Genomic DNA, 18084 nt, shown 5'->3' on the forward strand with positions numbered 1-18084 from the left:
AGCCGCTGGATCGTCGCGGTGCGTGGGTCTTGGTTCCGTTCGCTGGCCAAGAGTCCGGGCCGTCGGGCTGGCGGTGCGTCACGGCGGAACCTGCACCTTGGGGACGATGCCGATCAGGTCGCGACGGGTGAACAAGGTCCCGAGCGGACCCTCCTCGGCCTCCACGCCGGCGGGAAGCACCGGTGTGGTCAGGTTGACGCCTGGCCGCGGTCGAACCAGCGGCGCCACTGCGGGCACCCTGCCGATCTTCAGCCAGTACCAGGCGCCATCCGCCAACCCGATGGTCTCCAGCCGACCCTGCACCGCCTCGCCATCGGCGTCGAAGCAGCCCGGTACGAGCACGGCGATGAGGCCATCCTCGCCCGCGCGCAGCGCGAGGCTCTCCGGGTCGTCCTCGCCGCAGACCAGGTGTGCGGCGGCCCATTCGCCGTTCGCCGCGCGGCCGACGATTCCGCCGCCGCCTTTCCAGAACGGTGCGACGTGCTCGCCTTCTCCCTCCAGGTCCTTCAGGTGTGGAACGATGCCTATGAACCCGGTTGCATCATGCTCCATCAGAGTGCCACGCAGTCGTCCCAGGATGCTCCAGTCGAAGAGCTCGTTGCCGCTCGGCCGCGCCGTGACGCCGCCGGGGACCAGAGGACGCAACTGCGGACTCAGTTGCGCGTCGCAGACCAGGGGGGCGACCGCCACGTTCCGGTCGCCGTTGACCCAGTGCCAGCCGTCCCCGTCGATGCCCTCGAACGTCAGCTCGCCCGCGGTGGGCCGGCCGTCCTCGGCCACGCAGACCGGCCCGATCCCCCGTACGATCAGGCCGTCCTCGCCGGCATACTCGCGGAACGAGTGGCGGTAGCGGCCGCACTCGATCGAGACGATCGCCGACCTGCCGTCGATGGGCCTGACCGCGAAACCGCCCGTGCCGTGCCAGTACGGCGTCACGTGGGACGCGCATGCGGCGGGCGCGGGCCGCGCGCCGCCGGGAATCGTGAAGCTGAAGTCGTCGGCTTCCGTTCCCGCCTCCGTCCGCAGGGGAATCGCGCCCTTCGTGTAGGTCACGGTGACCGAGTCCCCGGCGCGGATCAGCGGCGACACCGTCAGCAGCACCGAGCTGCCACGGATGTGCACGGCGGTCACGGTGTGCTCCACGGTCTGGCTGGCCGCGACGGAAACGGGCTCGTTCGGCGACGAGGAAGCCGAGGCGACCGATGGTGACGTCGACGTCACCGTGAAGTCGCCCGGATCCGGCACCGACGTTGTGTCCAGGCTCTGGCCGAAGTCCAGCGTCACGCTCGCTCCGCTGGCGGTGGCGCCGGCGGGCTCCAGGTCTTGTCCTGGCGGTGGCGGCGTCGGGTCCGGCGTCGGGTCCGGCGTCGGATCCGGCGTCGGATCCGGCGGCGTGGTGGCGGCGGTGACGTTGACCGTGGCCGAGCCGGCCGTGGAGGAGACGGTGTAGTCGTTGCCGGCCTCCACGGTCGCGGTCACGCTGCCGGTGGTGCCGGCATTCGTCGGCACCGAAACGGTCGCCGAACCCGAGGTCTCGACGCTCAGATGGCTGCGCACCGGCGTCGCGACGCCGCCGGTCTGCGTGACGTCGTAGAGGACGGAGATAGCGGAGGTAGGCGCGGGCGTTACGGTCAGGGTGAACGTCGCCGGGCTGCCCGCGGTGACGTCCCCGTCGCTCGCGATCGACGCTGTCGGCGGCGTCAAGTTTCGCGTCCTCGCGGCCAAGATTTGGGCAACCTTGTTCGGTGTGGCTGCGTCATCCTGCAGCGGATTGGCGTCGTCCCCTGGGACGTAGCTCACGAAGACGGAATCGCTTCTCGTCACTGCCGGGGAAAGCGTCAGCTCCACCGATGTCGCGTCGTCGGTCTTGAACTTCACGGCAGTCACCGTCGTGGAACTCTCAGTCCCGACGACCGTGAAGCGCGACGCGGCCGGGGCCGTCGTGGTGTCGAGATCCTCGGAGAAGGTCAATGTCAGCAGCGTCCCGTTGACCGTGCCGAAGCTCAGGGTCGGGACCGTATTGTCCGTCTCGTTGAACACTCGCCTTTCGAACCACTCGACCCCTTTGTTTTCCGTGTTCGCCAGCGCGCGCACTGCGTACGAGGGGTTGTACTCCAGCGTGATCCAGGTGTCGGTTTCTTCGATTGCCGGCGAGACGGTCAACTCCACTGACTTCGCGTCGCCGCTCTTGAACGTCGCGGCGGTCACGCTCCTGGTAATGGCTGGGCCGGACAAGGTGAAGGCCGCCACGGCCGGTGCCGCCAACCCCGTCCGCAGGTCCTCCGTGAAGGTCAGCGTCAGCAACGTCCCGTCCACTACGGCCGACGCCAGATTCGGTCTACCGGTCAGGTTGTACGCGGTTTCGCCAAAGGCTGCGACCTTGTTGCCGATGGGATCCCGCAGTGGGTTCGCTTCCGTCCCTGGCGTGTAGCTCACGCCGGCCGTGTCCCCCGTGCTTGCGGTGAACGCCGGGCTTATCGTCAGCACCAGGGACGAAGCGTCGCCGTCCTTGAACGCCACCGCGTCCACGGTGGTGACAGGAGTCCCGCTCATGGTGAAGCGCGACGCGGCCGGGGCCGTCGTCGTGTCCAGTTCTTCGCTGAACTGGATCGTCAGCTTCGTCCCGATCACCCCAAGGTCGAGAATTGTCGGTGCCGTCGTGTCGCCGAACGTTATCGACTGGCCCGAGAAGTTCGCGACCTCGTTCGCGGTTGCAGCCGTATCCTTGAGCGGGTTCGAATCGGTTCCCTTGGTGTAAGCCAAGGTAGTCCCGGCGTCGGCGGTGCTGACCAACCGGCTTAGGGCCAGGTTCAGGACGGTCGAGTCGTCGCTACCGAACGTCACGGCGGTCACCGTCGGGGCTGTAACCCCCGTCTTGGTCAGGGTGAAGCGGGACTTGTCCGGAGCGGCCGATCGGTCCAGGTCCTCGGTGAACTTCAGCGTCAGCACCGAGCCCTCCGCTTTGGCCGACACCACGGTCGGCGCGGTCGTGTCAGTCCCATTCTCGCGGACAAGGGGGCGCGTGAACTTCGGCAGGGCGTTGCCGGCGGCGCGGTCTCGCAACAGGGCCTTGGTGTCTGGATTAAATGTCGGGAGATCCGCGTTTTCGGCAGTCCAGCCAAAGTACGTGACGCCGCTCGTCTTGGGCGCGTAGCTCAGCGTCGGCGTGTCGGTTGTCTGAACTACGGGGCTGAGGTTCAGGCTCAAGGTGTCGTAGGTGCCGTTGAAGTTGGGGTCACCGGTAACAACGGCGCTGGTGCCTGAGAGAGTGAAGAGGGAGGCTGCCGTTGCTGCCTGAACGTCCATGTTTTCGCTAAACCGAATCTCTACCTTGTCGCCGGTCGCGTTGAGTGTCACCGACGAGATGGTCGGGGGCGTCGTGTCGGTTGCATCTCGATCTAGGTCCGAGGAGCGACGGTTCCAAACCTGGAGGTTGGTGAATGAGGCGACTTCGGCCCCTCCTTCTGTGCAAGGGTTTACGCCCTCTTCACCGGTGCACGCTTTGAGCAAACCCTCGGACGGCTTGTCGTACGACACCGTGACCTTGTAGATATGGGCTCGAGGGTCGAGAACCTGGGAGTAAGTGTCTACGGTGTGGATGGCGAGCCACTCGCCTGACGCGTGCACGACGCAGATTGGCTCGTCTTGGTGTCTTGTTACAGTTCCATCCTCCTTCGTCCATTCCAGGTCCACGCTGAAATGAGTCTTGTCGATACCTCCGGTACACGTGGCGAATGACAGATTCTCGTCGCCCCATGCGTCCATTAGTCTCCCGTCAAACCTCACGGCGACCTCTGCTCTCCCCCCGTCGTTCCCGCTGCGGTAGAATCCACCCCCAGTGGGCGTGGGTTGCGCCATGGCGCTGGTCGCGGTCAGGCCGCCTAGCAACGCCCACACGAACGTGAACGCCACTAGTCTCCTGAGGGCTGCCCGATTCATCACGGAAGTCCTGCAGGTCGCCTTTGGCGGGTCGGGAGCACCGGGTGCCGCAAGAGCGTGCTCATGTGGTTGCGCGTCAATCTCAGGTAAGGCAAGTTGGTAGCCACAAGCGGATCTACGCACACTCCTGCGGCGGTGTCATCTCGCACTTTGAAGGTGCCGGGACGGTCAGGCGAACCAGGAGAGCAGGCTTCCTGAAGACCCTCTCCGCGTCGGCGCTGATCCATTGTCAGCGCCGCGTGAGCTGGTACCGCCGGGCCCGCTAGGGGTTGGCGGGCGTGGAGGAACTGGCCGACATGCAGTAGCGGTGGGGGGCGAGATGCGGATTCACGCTCGGCGAACCAGACGGGAATTGTCATCTCGCGTTTTGTTGGGGGGGGGGGTATGGACGTGGAGGCGCCCTCTACTCGCCTAGCGTTTGGGGATCAGCCGCCGCCAGCCAGGCGGTCGGATTCGACAAGGCGAGCCGACCTGGGACCTGCACCTACGGTGCCGGGCGGGGCGGTATCGCGGTCTTGACCTGCAGCTGGACGCTCCCGGAGCGCTCCACGCGGTTGCCGCAGGAAGGGAGTCAAACAGCCGTTGCCTGCCGCGTCCAGGGCTCCGAGCGGTTGGGGAAGAGCTGGTGCGCCATCACCTACGGGTCACGGGCGGCCAGGCCGTCCGGCCACCCGAACGAGGAACGGACAAGCCAGGCCCCGCCAAGCGTCGAACTCCGTTCGTGAACTCACCGGACAAGGGCGCTGCGAGGATAAGAGCCTAAGGGGAATGCGTGAAGGCCGGCGGCGGCCGAAGCCGCCGCCGGCGCTGACGACGCTCTAGGCGTCGTCTCCCGCGGGCTGCTCGCGCAGCTCGTAGATGCGGGTGTGGACCTGGTCGGCCAGCTTGCTGAGCACGAGCAGGTCGTTGAGGCCGAAGCTCCGGGTGGTCTTCCACTGGCCGTCCTCGTCGGAGCGGTAGAGCCGTCCGAAGGTGACGTTGTAGCGGATGGCCCCGTCGTCGCCGACCTGGTTCTTCCAGATCGCGGCCTTGACGGATCCGATTCGGACCTCGTCGATGGGAGTTGGGGTGGACACGATTCTCTCTCCTCCTTGGTTAGTGGGTCTGTGGCTTTCGCCGCTCACCCCCCTTTGGCGGCGAGCAACAGTCCCGCGCCATAGGAGGATGCAGCGGAGGCGATTGCGCGCCGCGAGGCAGCCGGCACGAGGCAAGGGGGTGACAGACGGTCCTTGGGCCGATGCGAAGCGGTCTGGCGGCTTCTTGCGCCGGCCCGCGGGGCGTTCTCGCCGAGGCTGCTGTTGAGTGTCACCCTCGACCAGCGGAACGGGATTCGCGGTCGGCAACGTCGCGGTCGAACGGAGTCGGCGACGACGGGCATTGCTGCAGGCGCAAGGTGAGGAGGGCTCGCTCCGGACACCGCGGGAGCCACGAGAGGCAACGGAGAGGACTGAGCGGAGTGCGGAAGCGGTGCGGGCCAGAGAGGGGTCGTGGCGGGAGGTTGCGCGCCGCTACGGGATGCAGAGGCGACTTCGTCACCGAGGGCCGGCGCGGCGGACGAGAGATGGTTGACCGTCTCCGCCCGCGGGTGCGAGGTGGCGTGCGTAGTGCGTGGAGTAGCTGTCGATGACCGTCTCCGTGGCATCGGCCTGGTCGACGCGTCGTCGCGGCTGCACCGCGATCCGGTCGGCGGCTTGAGAACGGCCCCACCTCGCGAGACCGCGGCTGTTTCCATTGAGCGTAGCTGCTTCGGTGGAGGCCGGGTTGGCCTCGTCCTCGGGTGCTGGTGCCGCATCGCCGCCCGGTCGTGTGAGCCAGGTGGCGAGGCTTCGGGAGTAGTCGCGTTGTGCCGCGGCTGTGCGGGTCACGACGGCGAGGTGCACGGCCGTGCCGGCCGCGCGGAGACGGGACCAGAGCGTCCGGTGCGTGGCGGACCAGCGCCGGAGTTCGCGTTGGGTCTCTCGGCCTGGGTCGGCATAGACGAAGGTCACGGAGTGATCGTCCGCGGCGATGGGCAGCTTGAGGGCGAAGTAGCGGTGCGATCGGACGGCGCCGCCGTAGAGGCGTTGAGGCAGGAGGTTGGCTTCGATGCCCCGGGCCGTGAAGTGGGCGACCTTCTCCTCTTCGGTGGCGAGCCAGGGGGAGTCCGCATGTTCGAGGACGTGGTCGAGCGAGAGAAGGCGGCGGAAGACGACCGCGGACGTAGCGCTACGGCGATGGCGGAAAGGCGCGACGGCGAGGGCGCGATAGAGGCCGCGCCCGTAGACGCGGGTGAATCGGTGGCGGCTGGCGGGAAGAGGGTGTTCTCGGGCGATTCCGTCGTTGACCAGGCGACGGACGAACCGGTGTGCGGCGTTCTCGCGGCAGTTGTGAAAGCGGCAGAACTGATGGCGCGTGAAGACGCCGGAGTGGAGGCAGACGAGGGTCAGCCAGGAGGCCTCGGTGGGCGAGAAGCCTAGTGTTCGAAGGGCGGCGTCGCGGCCAGCCAGGTGCGAAATCTTGGGTGAGAGCATGGCTGCACGTCCTTGGTTTCGTGGGACTAGGCGAACGTGGCAGGGCCTGTCGGGTCAGGTCACTTCGGACCCGCGCTGCGCGAGGCTTCGGTGCTCGTCTAAGCACCGCTGGTTCGAGTCGGCCACGGTCGTCAAGGGAGTCCTCCGGGCTGGGATGGAGCCACTGGGACGGTTCTTCGATCCTGCTTGTCCAAGGACACGATGGCGTTGGCTAGCGTGGCGACTTGCGGACGGCGTCGCGAAGTCCGAACGGCGGTGGGCAGTGAGGACGTACTCGGTAGTTCGGCCGGGAGGAGGGGGGCGCTGTGAGTTTGGATAACAATATTATCGCACTCTCTGAGGAGTCCCGTCAAGGCCAAGGCCACGGTCCGCGAAGGCAGCGGTCGGGAAGAAGGGTCTGCTGCACGCCGTTCCCGATTCCGCCCATACGCATGAATCGTGTGCAGCCGACACCGAGTTCGAGGACGGGCATGGCCAGGACCGCCCGAGGGCGGTCAGCGCCACGGGAACGCGTATGCGGTCAGAACCCGCCCCACCAAGGCGCCGTGACCGGAGATTTCCAGCTTCTTGTAGGTCTGCTGCAGAAGCCAGCGCACGTAGGTCTCCTTGAAGCCGGTGATCGCGGCGATCTCGCGCACGGACCGGCCCTCGGCCAGCAGCGCCGACACCTTACCCTCCGACGGCGACAGGCCGAGCAGCGTCGCCACGCGGGCCGGGTCGATTCGCGGACCACTCTCCGGATCGACCACCAGCACCAGCGCCGCTACCCGGCGACCCCCGAAGTCCGCCGACCCGGCATCGACGGGGTGCACGTGAAGCTCCAGCCGCGATCGCAGCCTGGGACGCTGAATCCTCATCCAGCCGCCGGTCGGCGGCGTTGAACTCCCGAAGACCGGCAGCGCGCGCTTCAGCAGCTTCTGCAGGCGGCTATCGTCCGCCGGCAGCGAGGCGCGCAGGGCACCGCCGCAGTCGGACAGCCCCTTGTGGAGGCGCAGGATGTCCACGGCGGCGTCGTTCGCCGCCAGCACGCGCCCGCCGCGATCCAGGTGCAGGACGCCGATCCGGCTGTTGTCGAGAAGACCGGTCAGACCGGCGCTCAGGCCATCGGCGGCGACCAGCGCCTGACGGAAGCGGACGAACTGGCGGACATGCGGCAGCAGGGACTCGACCAACTGGACCTGAGCGGACTGCCAACCGCCACCGTCCAACGGGTCGCCGAGGGTCCAGACGAGGTGCAGGCCGTCCGGCTCATCCAAGCGCGTGATCAGGCCGTTCTGAATGCGGGCGGCGCGCCATCCCTCGTTGTACGCGACCGACCTCCTCAACTCTACTTCGGTGTACAGGTCGGGGACGTGGATCAGTTGGCCGGACGGCCGTTCCCTGAGGCGGGGCGGCGCTTCGTCGTGCCGGTAGTAGAGCTGATAGTACTTCTGCGTCAGGTCCGGGCGTGGCTCGCCGCGGTAGAGTTGCTGGACGAAACGGACCCGAGAACCGTCGCCCGACACTTCGCCGACCGCCAACAGATTGCCCGTGGCGCCGGCGGCCTCTTCGATCAGGGAGGCCGCGGCGGGCCAGTGGGCGTCGTCGAGTGCGGCCCGGTACACCGACTGAAGTATCCGCTCGAAGGCATCGAGAGGGTTCACGGCACCATGCTCCGGAACGACCGCCGAGCTTCCGCTGACGCTAGACCCCGAGATATCCGGGCCTGGGGAGATGCGGGCTCAGGCTTAGGCATACATCAGGAAGAGTCGGCGTTCGGACGCCGCGCGGGGCATGTTCCGAGCAAGGGCCGCCCAACTTGCAAGAAGACTTATAGAACAGGGTCGGGGTGCCACGCATCTCGCGTTTTCTAGGTACAAATCGACGGACTTTGGTGGTGTAGATCCGTGAAGACACGTGTGTAGAACGAAGTCAGTGACGCATCGCATTTGCTAGGTTTCAGACAAGGGAGAGTGATGCGACCGCGCCGGGACCTGGTCGGTGATCCAGGCGTTATCCTCGGCTTGCCAACCGTGGAGGAGAAGGGCGTCCTCCACGTAGCGCCGGCCCTTGAGGCGCGTCATGTGGAGGACGAGGGAGATGCCGTCGACGACGCTCCGGCACACGACTTCCCAGGGGAGTTCACCGGCCTGCATGGCGCAGCTGGCCAGGCGTGAGAGCGCGGCGCGGGCGTTGTTCGCGTGAACGGTGGTCAGGGAGCCGCCGTGGCCCGTGTTGAGGGCCTGGAGGAGGTCGGCGGCTTCCTGACCACGAACTTCTCCGACCACGATGTGATCGGGTCGGTGGCGGAGCGAGTGCTTCACCAGGTCCCTGATGGTGAGGGAGCCCTCGCCGAGCTCGCGGGCTTCGAAGCGGACGGTGTTGGCTTGCTCGATGCGGAGTTCGAGGGTGTCTTCGATGGAGACGATGCGCTCGTGGTGCGGCAGCAGCTCGATGAGAGCATTGAGAAGAGTGGTCTTGCCGCTACCGGTACCGCCGCTTACGAGGATGTTCTGGCGGTTGCGGAGGGCGTCCTTGGCGGCGTCAAGGATGGCCGGAGTGAGGCTGCCGTTGTCGACCAGGTCCTGCACCGAAAAGGAGCGGTTGCCGAAGCGGCGGATGGTGATGGCGACGTGCGGCGCGGCGGGCGGCGTGGTGATGGCGACTCGGGAGCCGTCCGGGAGGCGGGCGTCCAGGGCCGGGTCGGTCTTGGGATCGAGGCCCAGGGGTCGGGCGATGCTGATGGCCGCTCTGCGGAGCGCCCCGTCGTCAAGCTGGGGCGCTTCGACCTGTTCGAGGCCGGCGCCGGCGCGCTCGGCCCAGGCGTTGCCGGGGCCGTTGATCATGATCTCGGTGACTTCCGGATCCTCGAGGAGTGCTTCGAGGCCGGGTAGGAAGGTCTTGAGGGTGGCGAGGCTGTCGGTCATGGAGTGTCGGCGCGGACGGTGTGAATCGTCGCTACGGAATCTCAGATCTCGCCGGCGTCGCGCTGCCGCCAGTAGGAGCGGTCGTGCGGGAGGTAGTGCGGCTTGAGGTAGAGCCTGGTGGCGGGCAGGGACCGCGAGCCGTCGTAGGGCAGGGCGATCGCCTGGTAGTTCTGGAGGAGCGTGAAGGTGCGCGGGTGGAACATGGGCTCGCGCTGCTCGCGGTAGGTCTTGCTGGCGCCCAGGCTGCCGCCCTGACCGCCGCCCGGACGGGCGGCGACGAGGGAGAAGCCGGGCTTGCTCGACTCGGAGAAGGAGTAGGAGGGGGAGAGCCGGGCGACCTTGCCGCACATGTTGGAGGCGAGATCGGCGCTGCTGTCGTCGCTGAGGGTGAGGAAGATGCGGGTGCGAAGCGTCTGCAGGAGGGTGCGCCAGGCGTCGTTGCCGGCGAGGACGGAGCGCAGCGAGGCGATGGACTGGGTGGCGACGATGGGAATGCACTTGCACTGGCGCGTGAGGGCGAAGGACTTCTCGTCGCCTGAGGGATCGTCCTCGCCGACGGTGGCGAAGCTCTGGTACTCGTCGCAGAGGAAGACGGCCGGCCGGAAGTAGCGATCGGGATCGCGCTTCATCTGGGCCGGCCTCTTCAGCAGGGTCTGGAGCCAGGCGTTCTTGAGGAGGACGCCGATGGCTCGCGCGAGAGCGGGATTGGCGCCCGCGGGCATGTTGAGGGCGACCACCTTGCCTCCCTCGATGAGGTCGGCCAGGGGCGGCAGCGGCGCGAGCGTTCCGCCAGCGACGCGGCCGTCCGTTTCGGTGGCCTGTTCGTCGCGATCGGCGTCAGAAGGCTCCGTTTCGGGGGCTGTTTGCACCGTTTCCCCGGGGGTCCAGGGCAGATTAGGGGCGTTCGTGGCCGGGGTTTCGAGTGGAGACGGCGGGGCGAAGAGCCTGGCGATGTCGGGCAGGTCGAAGATGGAGAGGAAGACGCTGATGTTCTCGACGATGGAGCTGCGGAGTTTGTTGTCGAGGGTCAGCCAGTCGTTCTGGTACCACCGGTTGACGGCTTCCAGCCTGGCCAGGCGGTCGTTCGGCGGTGCGGCCCGCGGGGCCACGGGCTCCCAGCGGACGCCGAGCTGGTCAAGGCGCTCCGTGAGCTCGGCGCTGCCGGCGGCTATGTAGCCGCCGCGGTCGGGCTTGAAGGTTCCTTCGGGAAGTTCGGCGTGGCCGATGTCCTGAGCGCCGATCCGGATCCGGGGCTCGGAAGCCGAAGGGTTGCAGAGGGTCCGGGCGACGGTGATCTTCGTCTGGAAGGCTTGAGCGTCGATCGTGAGTCGATAGACGTCGCGGAGGGTGACCCAGGGATCGGGGAAGACTCGGTGGAGTTCGATGATCCACCGGACGAGGTTGGTGGACGCCTGCTGCCAGAAGGGGTCCTTGGACTTGCCGAAGAGTTGGTTGAGGAGGTTGGCCAGGGTGTAGGCAAGGCTGTAGCTGTCCATGTCGGAGTCGAGGGGGTTCCACTGCCAGCGGCCGCCCAGGGCGATTTCGACGTAGTCGTCCTCGCGGTCGTTGTCGGCGAGGAGCTGGCGGATGTCGTGGCAGAAGTCGCCCTTGACCTCGAGGACGAGGCCCGCGGCGCGCCGTTGCGGGTCGTGGGCTTGCCAGGAGAAGAGCTGCTCGGCGGCGGGGCGCATGAGGCCGCTGGTCTTCCCGGTACCGACGGCGCCGAAGACGGCGACTCCGGTATAGAGACCGCGCTCGGGGATCCTGAGCCACCGCGGCCGACTGGCCTCCCTGGGCTCGATCGGGTGATGGAGTTCACCCAAGACGAGGGAGGGAGCTTGGTCGTCGGTGGATGCCGGCCAGGCGGGAAGGACGCCGCGGCCGCGGCTGGCGGACTCGGTGCGGGAGCCGAGCCAGACTCGGGCCGCGCCGGAGAGGAGAAGGACCCCTCCAAAGGCGAGGACGCCGGGAGCGGCCTGATGCCAGGCGCGGAAGAGGGCATGGGCGGCCGGGTCGTGGTACAGGATGAAATCGAGGAGCGGGTCGTCGCCGATAGCCGGGAAGGGCCGGACCTGGCCGGCCCACCGGAGCGCTCCGAAGCCGGCCGCCAGGGCGGCGAGCAGGCGGAGCGTGAGGATGCCCCGCAGCCCACGGAGGAGTCGGCCGAGACGGCGGTGAACACCGGCGCCGGCGACGCGGCCGCCGCGATCGAGAACGCGGCGGACCGCGGCGGGGACCAGGTCGGCCGCGACGATGAGCGCGGCCGCGAGGGTGGCCCACCAGGCCGCGCGCAGCACCGCGAAGTCGAGGTCGGTTCGTAAAGCGAGAGAGTCGAGCCAGGCGACGCTTCCAGGGGTTGGCCAGGCGGCGAAGCGGAGCGTCAAGAGTAGAACGCCGACGCCTACGGCAGTCGGCCAGAGTAGGCGGCCCATCAGACGCGGCGGAGCCGCGGCCGCCGATCCGTTCGGGGTCGTCATCGCTCCGGTCCGAGCCTTCCCGCAGGGATCAATCTGGACGTGAGCGACCCTCCCGCAGCACTGAAAACAGGGCTGAAAAAGGGAGACCCTTCCGTGCCGCTCCAGGCGGCCGGAAGGGGGGGTCGCTCACGTCCCGACCCGACCGCCTGGAGCGGTCGGGTCGCTGCGCCCGTCAGGGCGCATGTCGGGAACAGAGCCCGAGAAACACGTTGTGTTTCAAGGACACTGCCGCAAGTGGCGGCGAGAGACGAAAACCGAAAAAGGCCGCGCCGAAAAACTGAAAAAGGGGGGTGCTGTCCTTTTTCAGTCCTGGTGCGACCCGCTGGTTGACCCGGAGTCACGCCAGACCTTGCGGCGAGAGGCCGCGAGCGTGGTGGCTCGAGTAGGCGTCGATCACCGGTGCGGAGGCGAGGCCTGAGTCCTCTGCCTCGGCCCGCTGGCGAAGGTGAATGGAGAGTTGGCGGGCGGGCTCGAAGCCGCCCCACTGGTCGAAGCCGGCGGGGTCGGCCGCGAGGAGGGCCGCTCTGAGATCGGCCAGCGTTTGCCTCTCCTCCGGGGTGAGCGGCTGCCCGGCCGCCGGCGTGTCGTTGGTCCAGGCGGCGACCTTGTGGGAGAGCTCGTGCTGCTTCGCCACAGTCCGCGCCACGGCAGCGACGCGGACCTCCGTTCCGAGGGCGCGGAGTCCGCTCCAGAGGGGGCGGTGCTCGGCGGCCCAGCCCTGAAGTTCCCGGTCGGTTTGTCGGCCGGGGTCGATGTAGACGAACGTCGCCGATTGTTCGTCGGCGGCGATCGGCAGCTTGAGCGCGAAGTAGCGAACGGTGCGCTTCTTCGGGCCGCCGTAGCGGCGGCTCGGAAGTTGGTCGCGGCGGACGCCGCGGCCCGTGAAGTGGGCGACCTTCTCCTGCTCACTTGCGAGCCAGGGGAGGTCCGGGTGGCGTATGACGTGGTCGAGGGAGAGGAGACGACGGAACAGGACGACGTCCTCGGCCGCCCGGCGGTGGCGGACGTTCTCGATGCCAAGCGCGCGGTAGAGGCTGCGGCCGTGCACGTGGGTGTAGTGAAGCCTCGTATCGATGTTCGGCAGGGGATGCTCGCGCGCGACGCCAGCGGCGACCAGGGAACGCGCGAAGGTGCGGGCCGTCGCCGGCGAGCATTGATGATGATCGGTGAACTGGGTTCTGGTGAACACGCCCGAGTGGAGGCACACGAGGGCAAGCCACGCGGCCTCGTGCGGTCGGAAACCGAGCTCGCGGAGCGCGGCGTGGCGGCCGGCCAGGTGAGGAACGTCCGGGGCGTTGAGCGCCACGTTCAGAAGTCGACGACCTGGTCGGCCTGGATGTAGGTCACCAGGATGCCCATCGGGTTGACGGGGAGGAGATCCGGCGGAACCTCGGGCAGGAACGTGAACTGGAGGGAAACGCTCCAGCGCTCGCGTGAGACCTCTTCGCCGTCCTCGAGGATGACGAGTTCGAAGTCGGCGGCAGCGCTATGAGGCGGGTCTGGTTGGGGTCGGATGGAGAGTGCCACCCGCTCGACCTGGCGCTCCTGTTCGGCGAGGCCGGCCGCGACGCCGGCGACGGCCTGGCCGTCGCGCCGGAAGGCGGCGTCCGCGAGACCGGTGGCCAGGAAGCGTAGCGACCGGGCCCAGGCCGTCTGAGCGGTGGCCGTGCGCCGGCTGAAGTGGTCACTGACGAAGCTGGCCAGGAAGTACTTCGTCGTCGGATCGAGGGGGTCGGCCTGGGCTTCGAGCGCGTCGTAGGCCAGGGCCTCGGCACGGCCCACTTCGTCGACGCGGATCACGATCGGTTTGGGGAGCTCGACGCTGGAGAGCCGGACGACCGCGATCAGGAGGAGGAGAAGGACGGCCCCAAGGACGTATGTGGCCAGGCGGAAGTGCCGGTTGGAGACGACCAGCTCGCCCCACACGTCGGCGAATTCCTTGCCGGGATTCGGCTTGCTCATGCCGGAAGGCCTCCCTTGAGCGGCGCCGCGGCGACCCGGGCGGGAGCGGCAACGATGCGGCCGGCCATGAAGGCTCCACCGACAAAGCCGGCGCCGTCGCTGCCGGCGCCGACGATCATGCCGGCAATGTCGCCGATCTTGAGGATGGAGACGATGGCGCAGATGATGACGCCGAAGACGGGGACGAGCCAGACGCCGGTAGCAGCGGTCATGGTCTGGACGGTGAAGTCCGTGGCCGAGAGGCCGCGCGAAAAGCCCATGATGATCCGGGTCCAGAGACCGATCATGGCCGCCGCGATCGCGCTGTAGAGGCTGTACTGGAGCATCGCCTTGAACCAGCCCCAGAAGAGGAAGTCCATCTTCGGGACGATCATGAAGGGGATGAAGATGGGGCCAAGGGTGACGAGGACGGCGACGGCGATCTTGGCGAAGATGACCTGGGCGAGCGCGAGGGCGATCACCACCACCATGCCGAGGACGAAGCTGCCCAGGATGGCGGCGAGCAGGGCGACGTGGGTGACCTGCCGGCCTCCGGTCGTGACCGCGTTCCAGAGATTGGTGGAACCGGCCTGCTCGGCGACGATGTTGTAGTGGTCCCTGGCGAGGGCCATGACGGTGCCCATGCCTTGCGCGAGGATGTCGGTGCCGAAGAGCGCGGTGATCGCGTTCCCCTGCGCGGTGATCAGCTCGGGAAAGGAGAAGCCGCCGGCGAAGGGCGTGGCGTAGAACTGGAGCAGGCCCACAGGGAGGGAGAGAGTGAGGATGAACTTGATGAGCTCCCACGCCTGGAAGGTGCCGCTCAGGGCGATGCGAGCGCCGGTCCAGACGATCAGGATGAGAGCGATGCCGCGGGCGAGGCCGTTGCCCCATCCGAGGATCGTGTTCTGCGCGGCGCCGGAGAGCACGATGTTGATGGCGGTGTCGACGAACTGAGGAAGTTGACCGACGTTGTTTTCGTTGACGTTGGGCGTTCCTGGTTGAGCGAGGGCAGGGGGAGCGGTCAGGAGGAGGATGCCGGCGACCGCCAGGATGAGCGGCAGGGGTCGGCGGGACGCTTCAGTTCCGGATCGTGCGCATGAGTTGCGCCGCAAGGCGCGAGTCGCCGGGAAGCGCCGCGCAACGCGGGGAACGCGCGGCCGGCGTGGATAGGGCCTGCCTGGGCGACGTTGCGCGGAGGCAGCCCTCGCCTCGCGGGGCGTGGACGGGAGTGTAGAGAGGGAGGGCATCGGGTATGCCGCTAGTTGAGCCGGAAGGCCCGGCTCCAGGCGTTCCCCTGGCCGCGGACGCGGTTCTGAGCGCGATCGGCTCGCCGTCGCTCCGCGCGCTCAGCGGCGACCCAGGCCTCTAGTTGTTCCCGGTGCTCCCGGACCTGAGCGGTCTGGGCCAGCATGTCGCGCGCCGCGTTGTGGGCGAGAAGCTGGGCTACTGCCATGTCGATCTCGGTCTTGGTAAGTGCATTCGCATGCTGTTCCTGGGCGAGGGCGGTCTCGCTCAGGTTCGTCTGCTGGCGGCTCCGCGCGACCGACTCGGAAGCGTTGCCGATCAGTTCGACGACGCGTTCGGCACTGTCGAGGACGAGGTAGTCGGCGACCAGCGCGCGGTCCGCGCGTTGGCGCTGGGCGAGCCAGTTGTTGGAGGCGCTCGGGACGTCGCGGAAGGTGCGCGCGTACCGTTGCCGGGAAACGGTGTCGGCCGTGGCGAGCTCCTGCCGGAAGTGGGTCAGCAGGGAGTTGCCCGTGGCGTCTTGCATGTCGGCCATGGCGTTGAGGACTTGAAGCGGTGCACCGTTGAAGTCGCCAGCCCAGGTGATGCCGGCGGAGTCCTCGATCAGGCTCATGGGATCACTGCTGAGGTCTTCGAAGCGCTCGACAAGGGCACCGACGCGGCCCATGGCCTGGTCTAGGTCCTGCTGGATTTGGTCCTTGAGTTCGAGGACTGTGTTCGCGGCTTCCGCGGCGGTGGCCGCGGTCTCGACGGCGCTCAAGGCGTTCTCTGCGACGTTGAGGATCTGCGTGATCTCGCTGGCGACACCGGAGAGGCTGCCCAGAAGGCCGGACGCCGGGAGAGTCGCCAGGACGATGAGGAAAGGTAGGAGGGCGGCTACCGCGCGGAGTAGACGGGGACGGTTCTTCATTGGTCGGCTCCTATGGGTTGGGGTGGAAGGAGAAGGTCCGCGGTGAACCAGACCCGCAGGCGGTGGCCGGCGCGGATGGTGATGGTGGGCAACCGGTTGAGGAAGCGGTCCATGATCTGCATTCCGGTTTCCGAGAAGCTCCGTGCGGCACCTAGCTGGAACTGCTCCTGCGTGCCGGCGTAGGGATTGGTGCCGGCGGCCGCAAGGCCGCTCAACAAGCCGACGCCGCCGGCGGCGAGGAAGGTGCTCAGGTAGTGCCGGTCGACCTGGTCCTTGAGCGCGCCTTCGCCGATCTGGTTGAGGCCCTGGAAACGGAGAGCGGCCCAACGGCCGTCGGGGAACACCAGGCGGTGGAAACCGACCGCGAGACGACTCTGGTTCTGGTCGCGGACCGCCTGAACGGTGCCGATGAAGCGGCTGCCACGGGGAATGAGGACGGTCTGGCGATCGGCGCTGTAGAAAGGCACAGCGACGACGGCCGCGACGGGACTTGGAAAGTCCCCGCTTAGCTGGGTGACGAGGACGGCTTCGACGAAGGAGCCCTCGTGAATGCGGTGGAAGCCCTCCGGGTCGTCAGAGGCGATCACGCGCTCCGGACGTTCGTAGGTAGGGAGATTGTTGGAGTCGGGGAGGGGAACGTCCAGGGTGCCGCCTTGCGGCTCCGTGGCGGCCTCGAGAAGGGCGTCGACGGGCGACTGTTGCTGTCTCGCGGCGGCGCTGATGGCGTCATAGAGGCTGTCGAGGCGATCCCGGGACCGTGCTTCGTGCTCGGGCTCGGCGCTCGGCCGGTCCGCGTCAGCGACGCGGACCGAGTGGGCTACGGGGGCGGCGAGCAGGGAGCGTTGGCGCCGCTCGATGGACTCAAGGTGGAGCTTGAGGCGAAGCTCCGCCTCCTCGGGAGAGAATACGTCGGACTTCTGGGGGTCGCCCTCCTCCTCGGGAGCGATGCCGGCGAGGCGTTCGAGGATCCTCTGGCCGGGATCCGGATCCGGCTGCAGGAGGTTGATGTTCGCCTCGCGAACCGCCTCGCGCTGGGCATCAAGCTCTGTCTGTGCCAGTTGCAAGGCGGCTTGCCGCCGTTGGTTCTCGACCTCGCTGCCGAGGCGTTCCTCGACGTCGGCGTCGACCGCGCCCTGGTCGACCATCTCCTGCGTGGGATCGGGGACGTCTTCCTCGCTGCCGGCGCCGCCGCCAATGGTGGCGGCGACGATCACGACGACGAGGACCACTGCGAGGATGGCAACCGCGCGGTTCATGAGGTTGGCCGGCAGTGCGCCGGCCGGCCTCGCGACGATCTGTTTCCAGTCGGGCACTACTGGAGAGGCTGGGGCTCGTCGAAAGTCCAGGCAGCGCGCTGCTTGCCCATCTGGAGCCAGCCGGCGCCGACGACGCGTCGAACGACGTAGAGCCCGTCCTCGGTCAGGTCGTAGGGAATGAGGGACGGCTGTCCGTCCTTGCGTTCGTAGAGAGCCGGCGACTCCTGCGCAAGGCTGCGGAGGTAGGTGAACTGGCCGTCGTGCCACATCGCTTCGACAAGGAAGGGCCAGCGCTTGGCCTTGTCCTGGAGCCGGTAAGGGAAGCGGACGCGAGTGGGGTACTCGGCGCGGAAACCGTTGACCCGGTCAACCGCGTCGGCCTTCGCCGCGGCGATCTCCTCGGCGGCGGTCCGCCGGTGGTCAGCGGCGGCCTCGGCGGCTGCCCGGGCCATGGCCTGGTAGGAGGCGACCTGGTCGGCCGCGACGAAAGCCGGGCGGTGGGCTTCAGCGGCGGCGGTGGCGGGTTCCTCCTCGGTGTCGTCCAGGCGGACGATGAGGTGGGGCGGCGTCTCGGAGGATTCGGAGACCAGGAACGGGTAGATCCGGCCGGATTCACAGACCAGGGCGACGTTCGTGGCGACGCCTTCGTCGGTGGGCTTGAGGAAGGCGACATTGGCACTTCCGCTGAGGTGCCAGTACTCCAGGTCGCCGACGACGAAGTCGAGGATGTTCTCGCCGGCCGGGAGGGTGATGACGGTCGTGTGTCGTACGCGGGTGCTGAGTCGCCAGACCTCCTCGGTGGAAGGATCGATGCGGAGGATGTGGGCGTCGTTCTGGGCGACCAGGGGAAGAGCGGAGAGGAAAGCAACGACTGCCGTGATGGTGGGCGGGATGTACAAG

At 67.8% G+C, this 18084-nt stretch carries 12 protein-coding genes; all 12 read right to left on the bottom strand.

Annotation, left to right across the window (positions count from 1 at the left end; genetic code table 11):
• Positions 1–78 precede the first annotated feature (78 nt).
• Complete coding sequence (locus tag OXG83_15445; protein ID MCY3966426.1) at positions 79–3306, bottom strand: SwmB domain-containing protein; 3228 nt, start codon at positions 3304–3306, stop codon at positions 79–81.
• A gap of 1451 nt (positions 3307–4757) precedes the next feature.
• The gene (locus OXG83_15450) at positions 4758–5015 is read right to left on the bottom strand and encodes a hypothetical protein (GenBank protein MCY3966427.1); all 258 of its coding nucleotides are present in this window, start codon (positions 5013–5015) and stop codon (positions 4758–4760) included.
• A 456-nt stretch (positions 5016–5471) separates the two neighbouring features.
• Positions 5472–6449: a hypothetical protein gene (locus OXG83_15455; protein ID MCY3966428.1), complete on the bottom strand. Its 978-nt coding sequence runs from the start codon at positions 6447–6449 to the stop codon at positions 5472–5474.
• Between the two features lie 494 nt (positions 6450–6943).
• The gene (locus tag OXG83_15460; GenBank protein ID MCY3966429.1) at positions 6944–8092 is read right to left on the bottom strand and encodes a helix-turn-helix transcriptional regulator; all 1149 of its coding nucleotides are present in this window, start codon (positions 8090–8092) and stop codon (positions 6944–6946) included.
• A gap of 288 nt (positions 8093–8380) precedes the next feature.
• Entirely contained in the window at positions 8381–9355 is a 975-nt protein-coding gene (locus OXG83_15465; GenBank protein ID MCY3966430.1) for an ATPase, T2SS/T4P/T4SS family, read from the bottom strand.
• Between the two features lie 41 nt (positions 9356–9396).
• Positions 9397–11832: a TraM recognition domain-containing protein gene (locus tag OXG83_15470; GenBank protein MCY3966431.1), complete on the bottom strand. Its 2436-nt coding sequence runs from the start codon at positions 11830–11832 to the stop codon at positions 9397–9399.
• 337 nt (positions 11833–12169) lie between these two features.
• On the bottom strand, positions 12170–13138 hold the full coding sequence (locus OXG83_15475; protein MCY3966432.1) for a hypothetical protein: 969 nt from the start codon (positions 13136–13138) through the stop codon (positions 12170–12172).
• Positions 13139–13140: 2 nt separating this feature from the next.
• Positions 13141–13794, bottom strand: a complete 654-nt coding sequence (locus tag OXG83_15480; protein ID MCY3966433.1) for a VirB8/TrbF family protein — start codon at positions 13792–13794, stop codon at positions 13141–13143.
• Positions 13791–14885 carry a type IV secretion system protein gene (locus OXG83_15485; GenBank protein ID MCY3966434.1) on the bottom strand — a complete coding sequence of 365 codons (1095 nt, stop codon included), beginning with the start codon at positions 14883–14885 and terminating at the stop codon, positions 13791–13793. The genes OXG83_15480 and OXG83_15485 overlap by 4 nt, the downstream gene beginning before the upstream one ends.
• Before the next feature lie 146 nt (positions 14886–15031).
• Complete coding sequence (locus tag OXG83_15490; protein MCY3966435.1) at positions 15032–15928, bottom strand: hypothetical protein; 897 nt, start codon at positions 15926–15928, stop codon at positions 15032–15034.
• Positions 15925–17241 carry a TrbI/VirB10 family protein gene (locus OXG83_15495; GenBank protein MCY3966436.1) on the bottom strand — a complete coding sequence of 439 codons (1317 nt, stop codon included), beginning with the start codon at positions 17239–17241 and terminating at the stop codon, positions 15925–15927. Before OXG83_15495 ends, OXG83_15490 begins: the two co-directional genes overlap by 4 nt.
• Positions 17241–18083, bottom strand: a complete 843-nt coding sequence (locus tag OXG83_15500; protein MCY3966437.1) for a TrbG/VirB9 family P-type conjugative transfer protein — start codon at positions 18081–18083, stop codon at positions 17241–17243. The genes OXG83_15495 and OXG83_15500 overlap by 1 nt, the downstream gene beginning before the upstream one ends.
• Position 18084: the final 1 nt, after the last annotated feature.

Source organism: Acidobacteriota bacterium (assembly GCA_026707545.1).
Lineage (GTDB): Bacteria > Acidobacteriota > Thermoanaerobaculia > Multivoradales > Multivoraceae > Multivorans.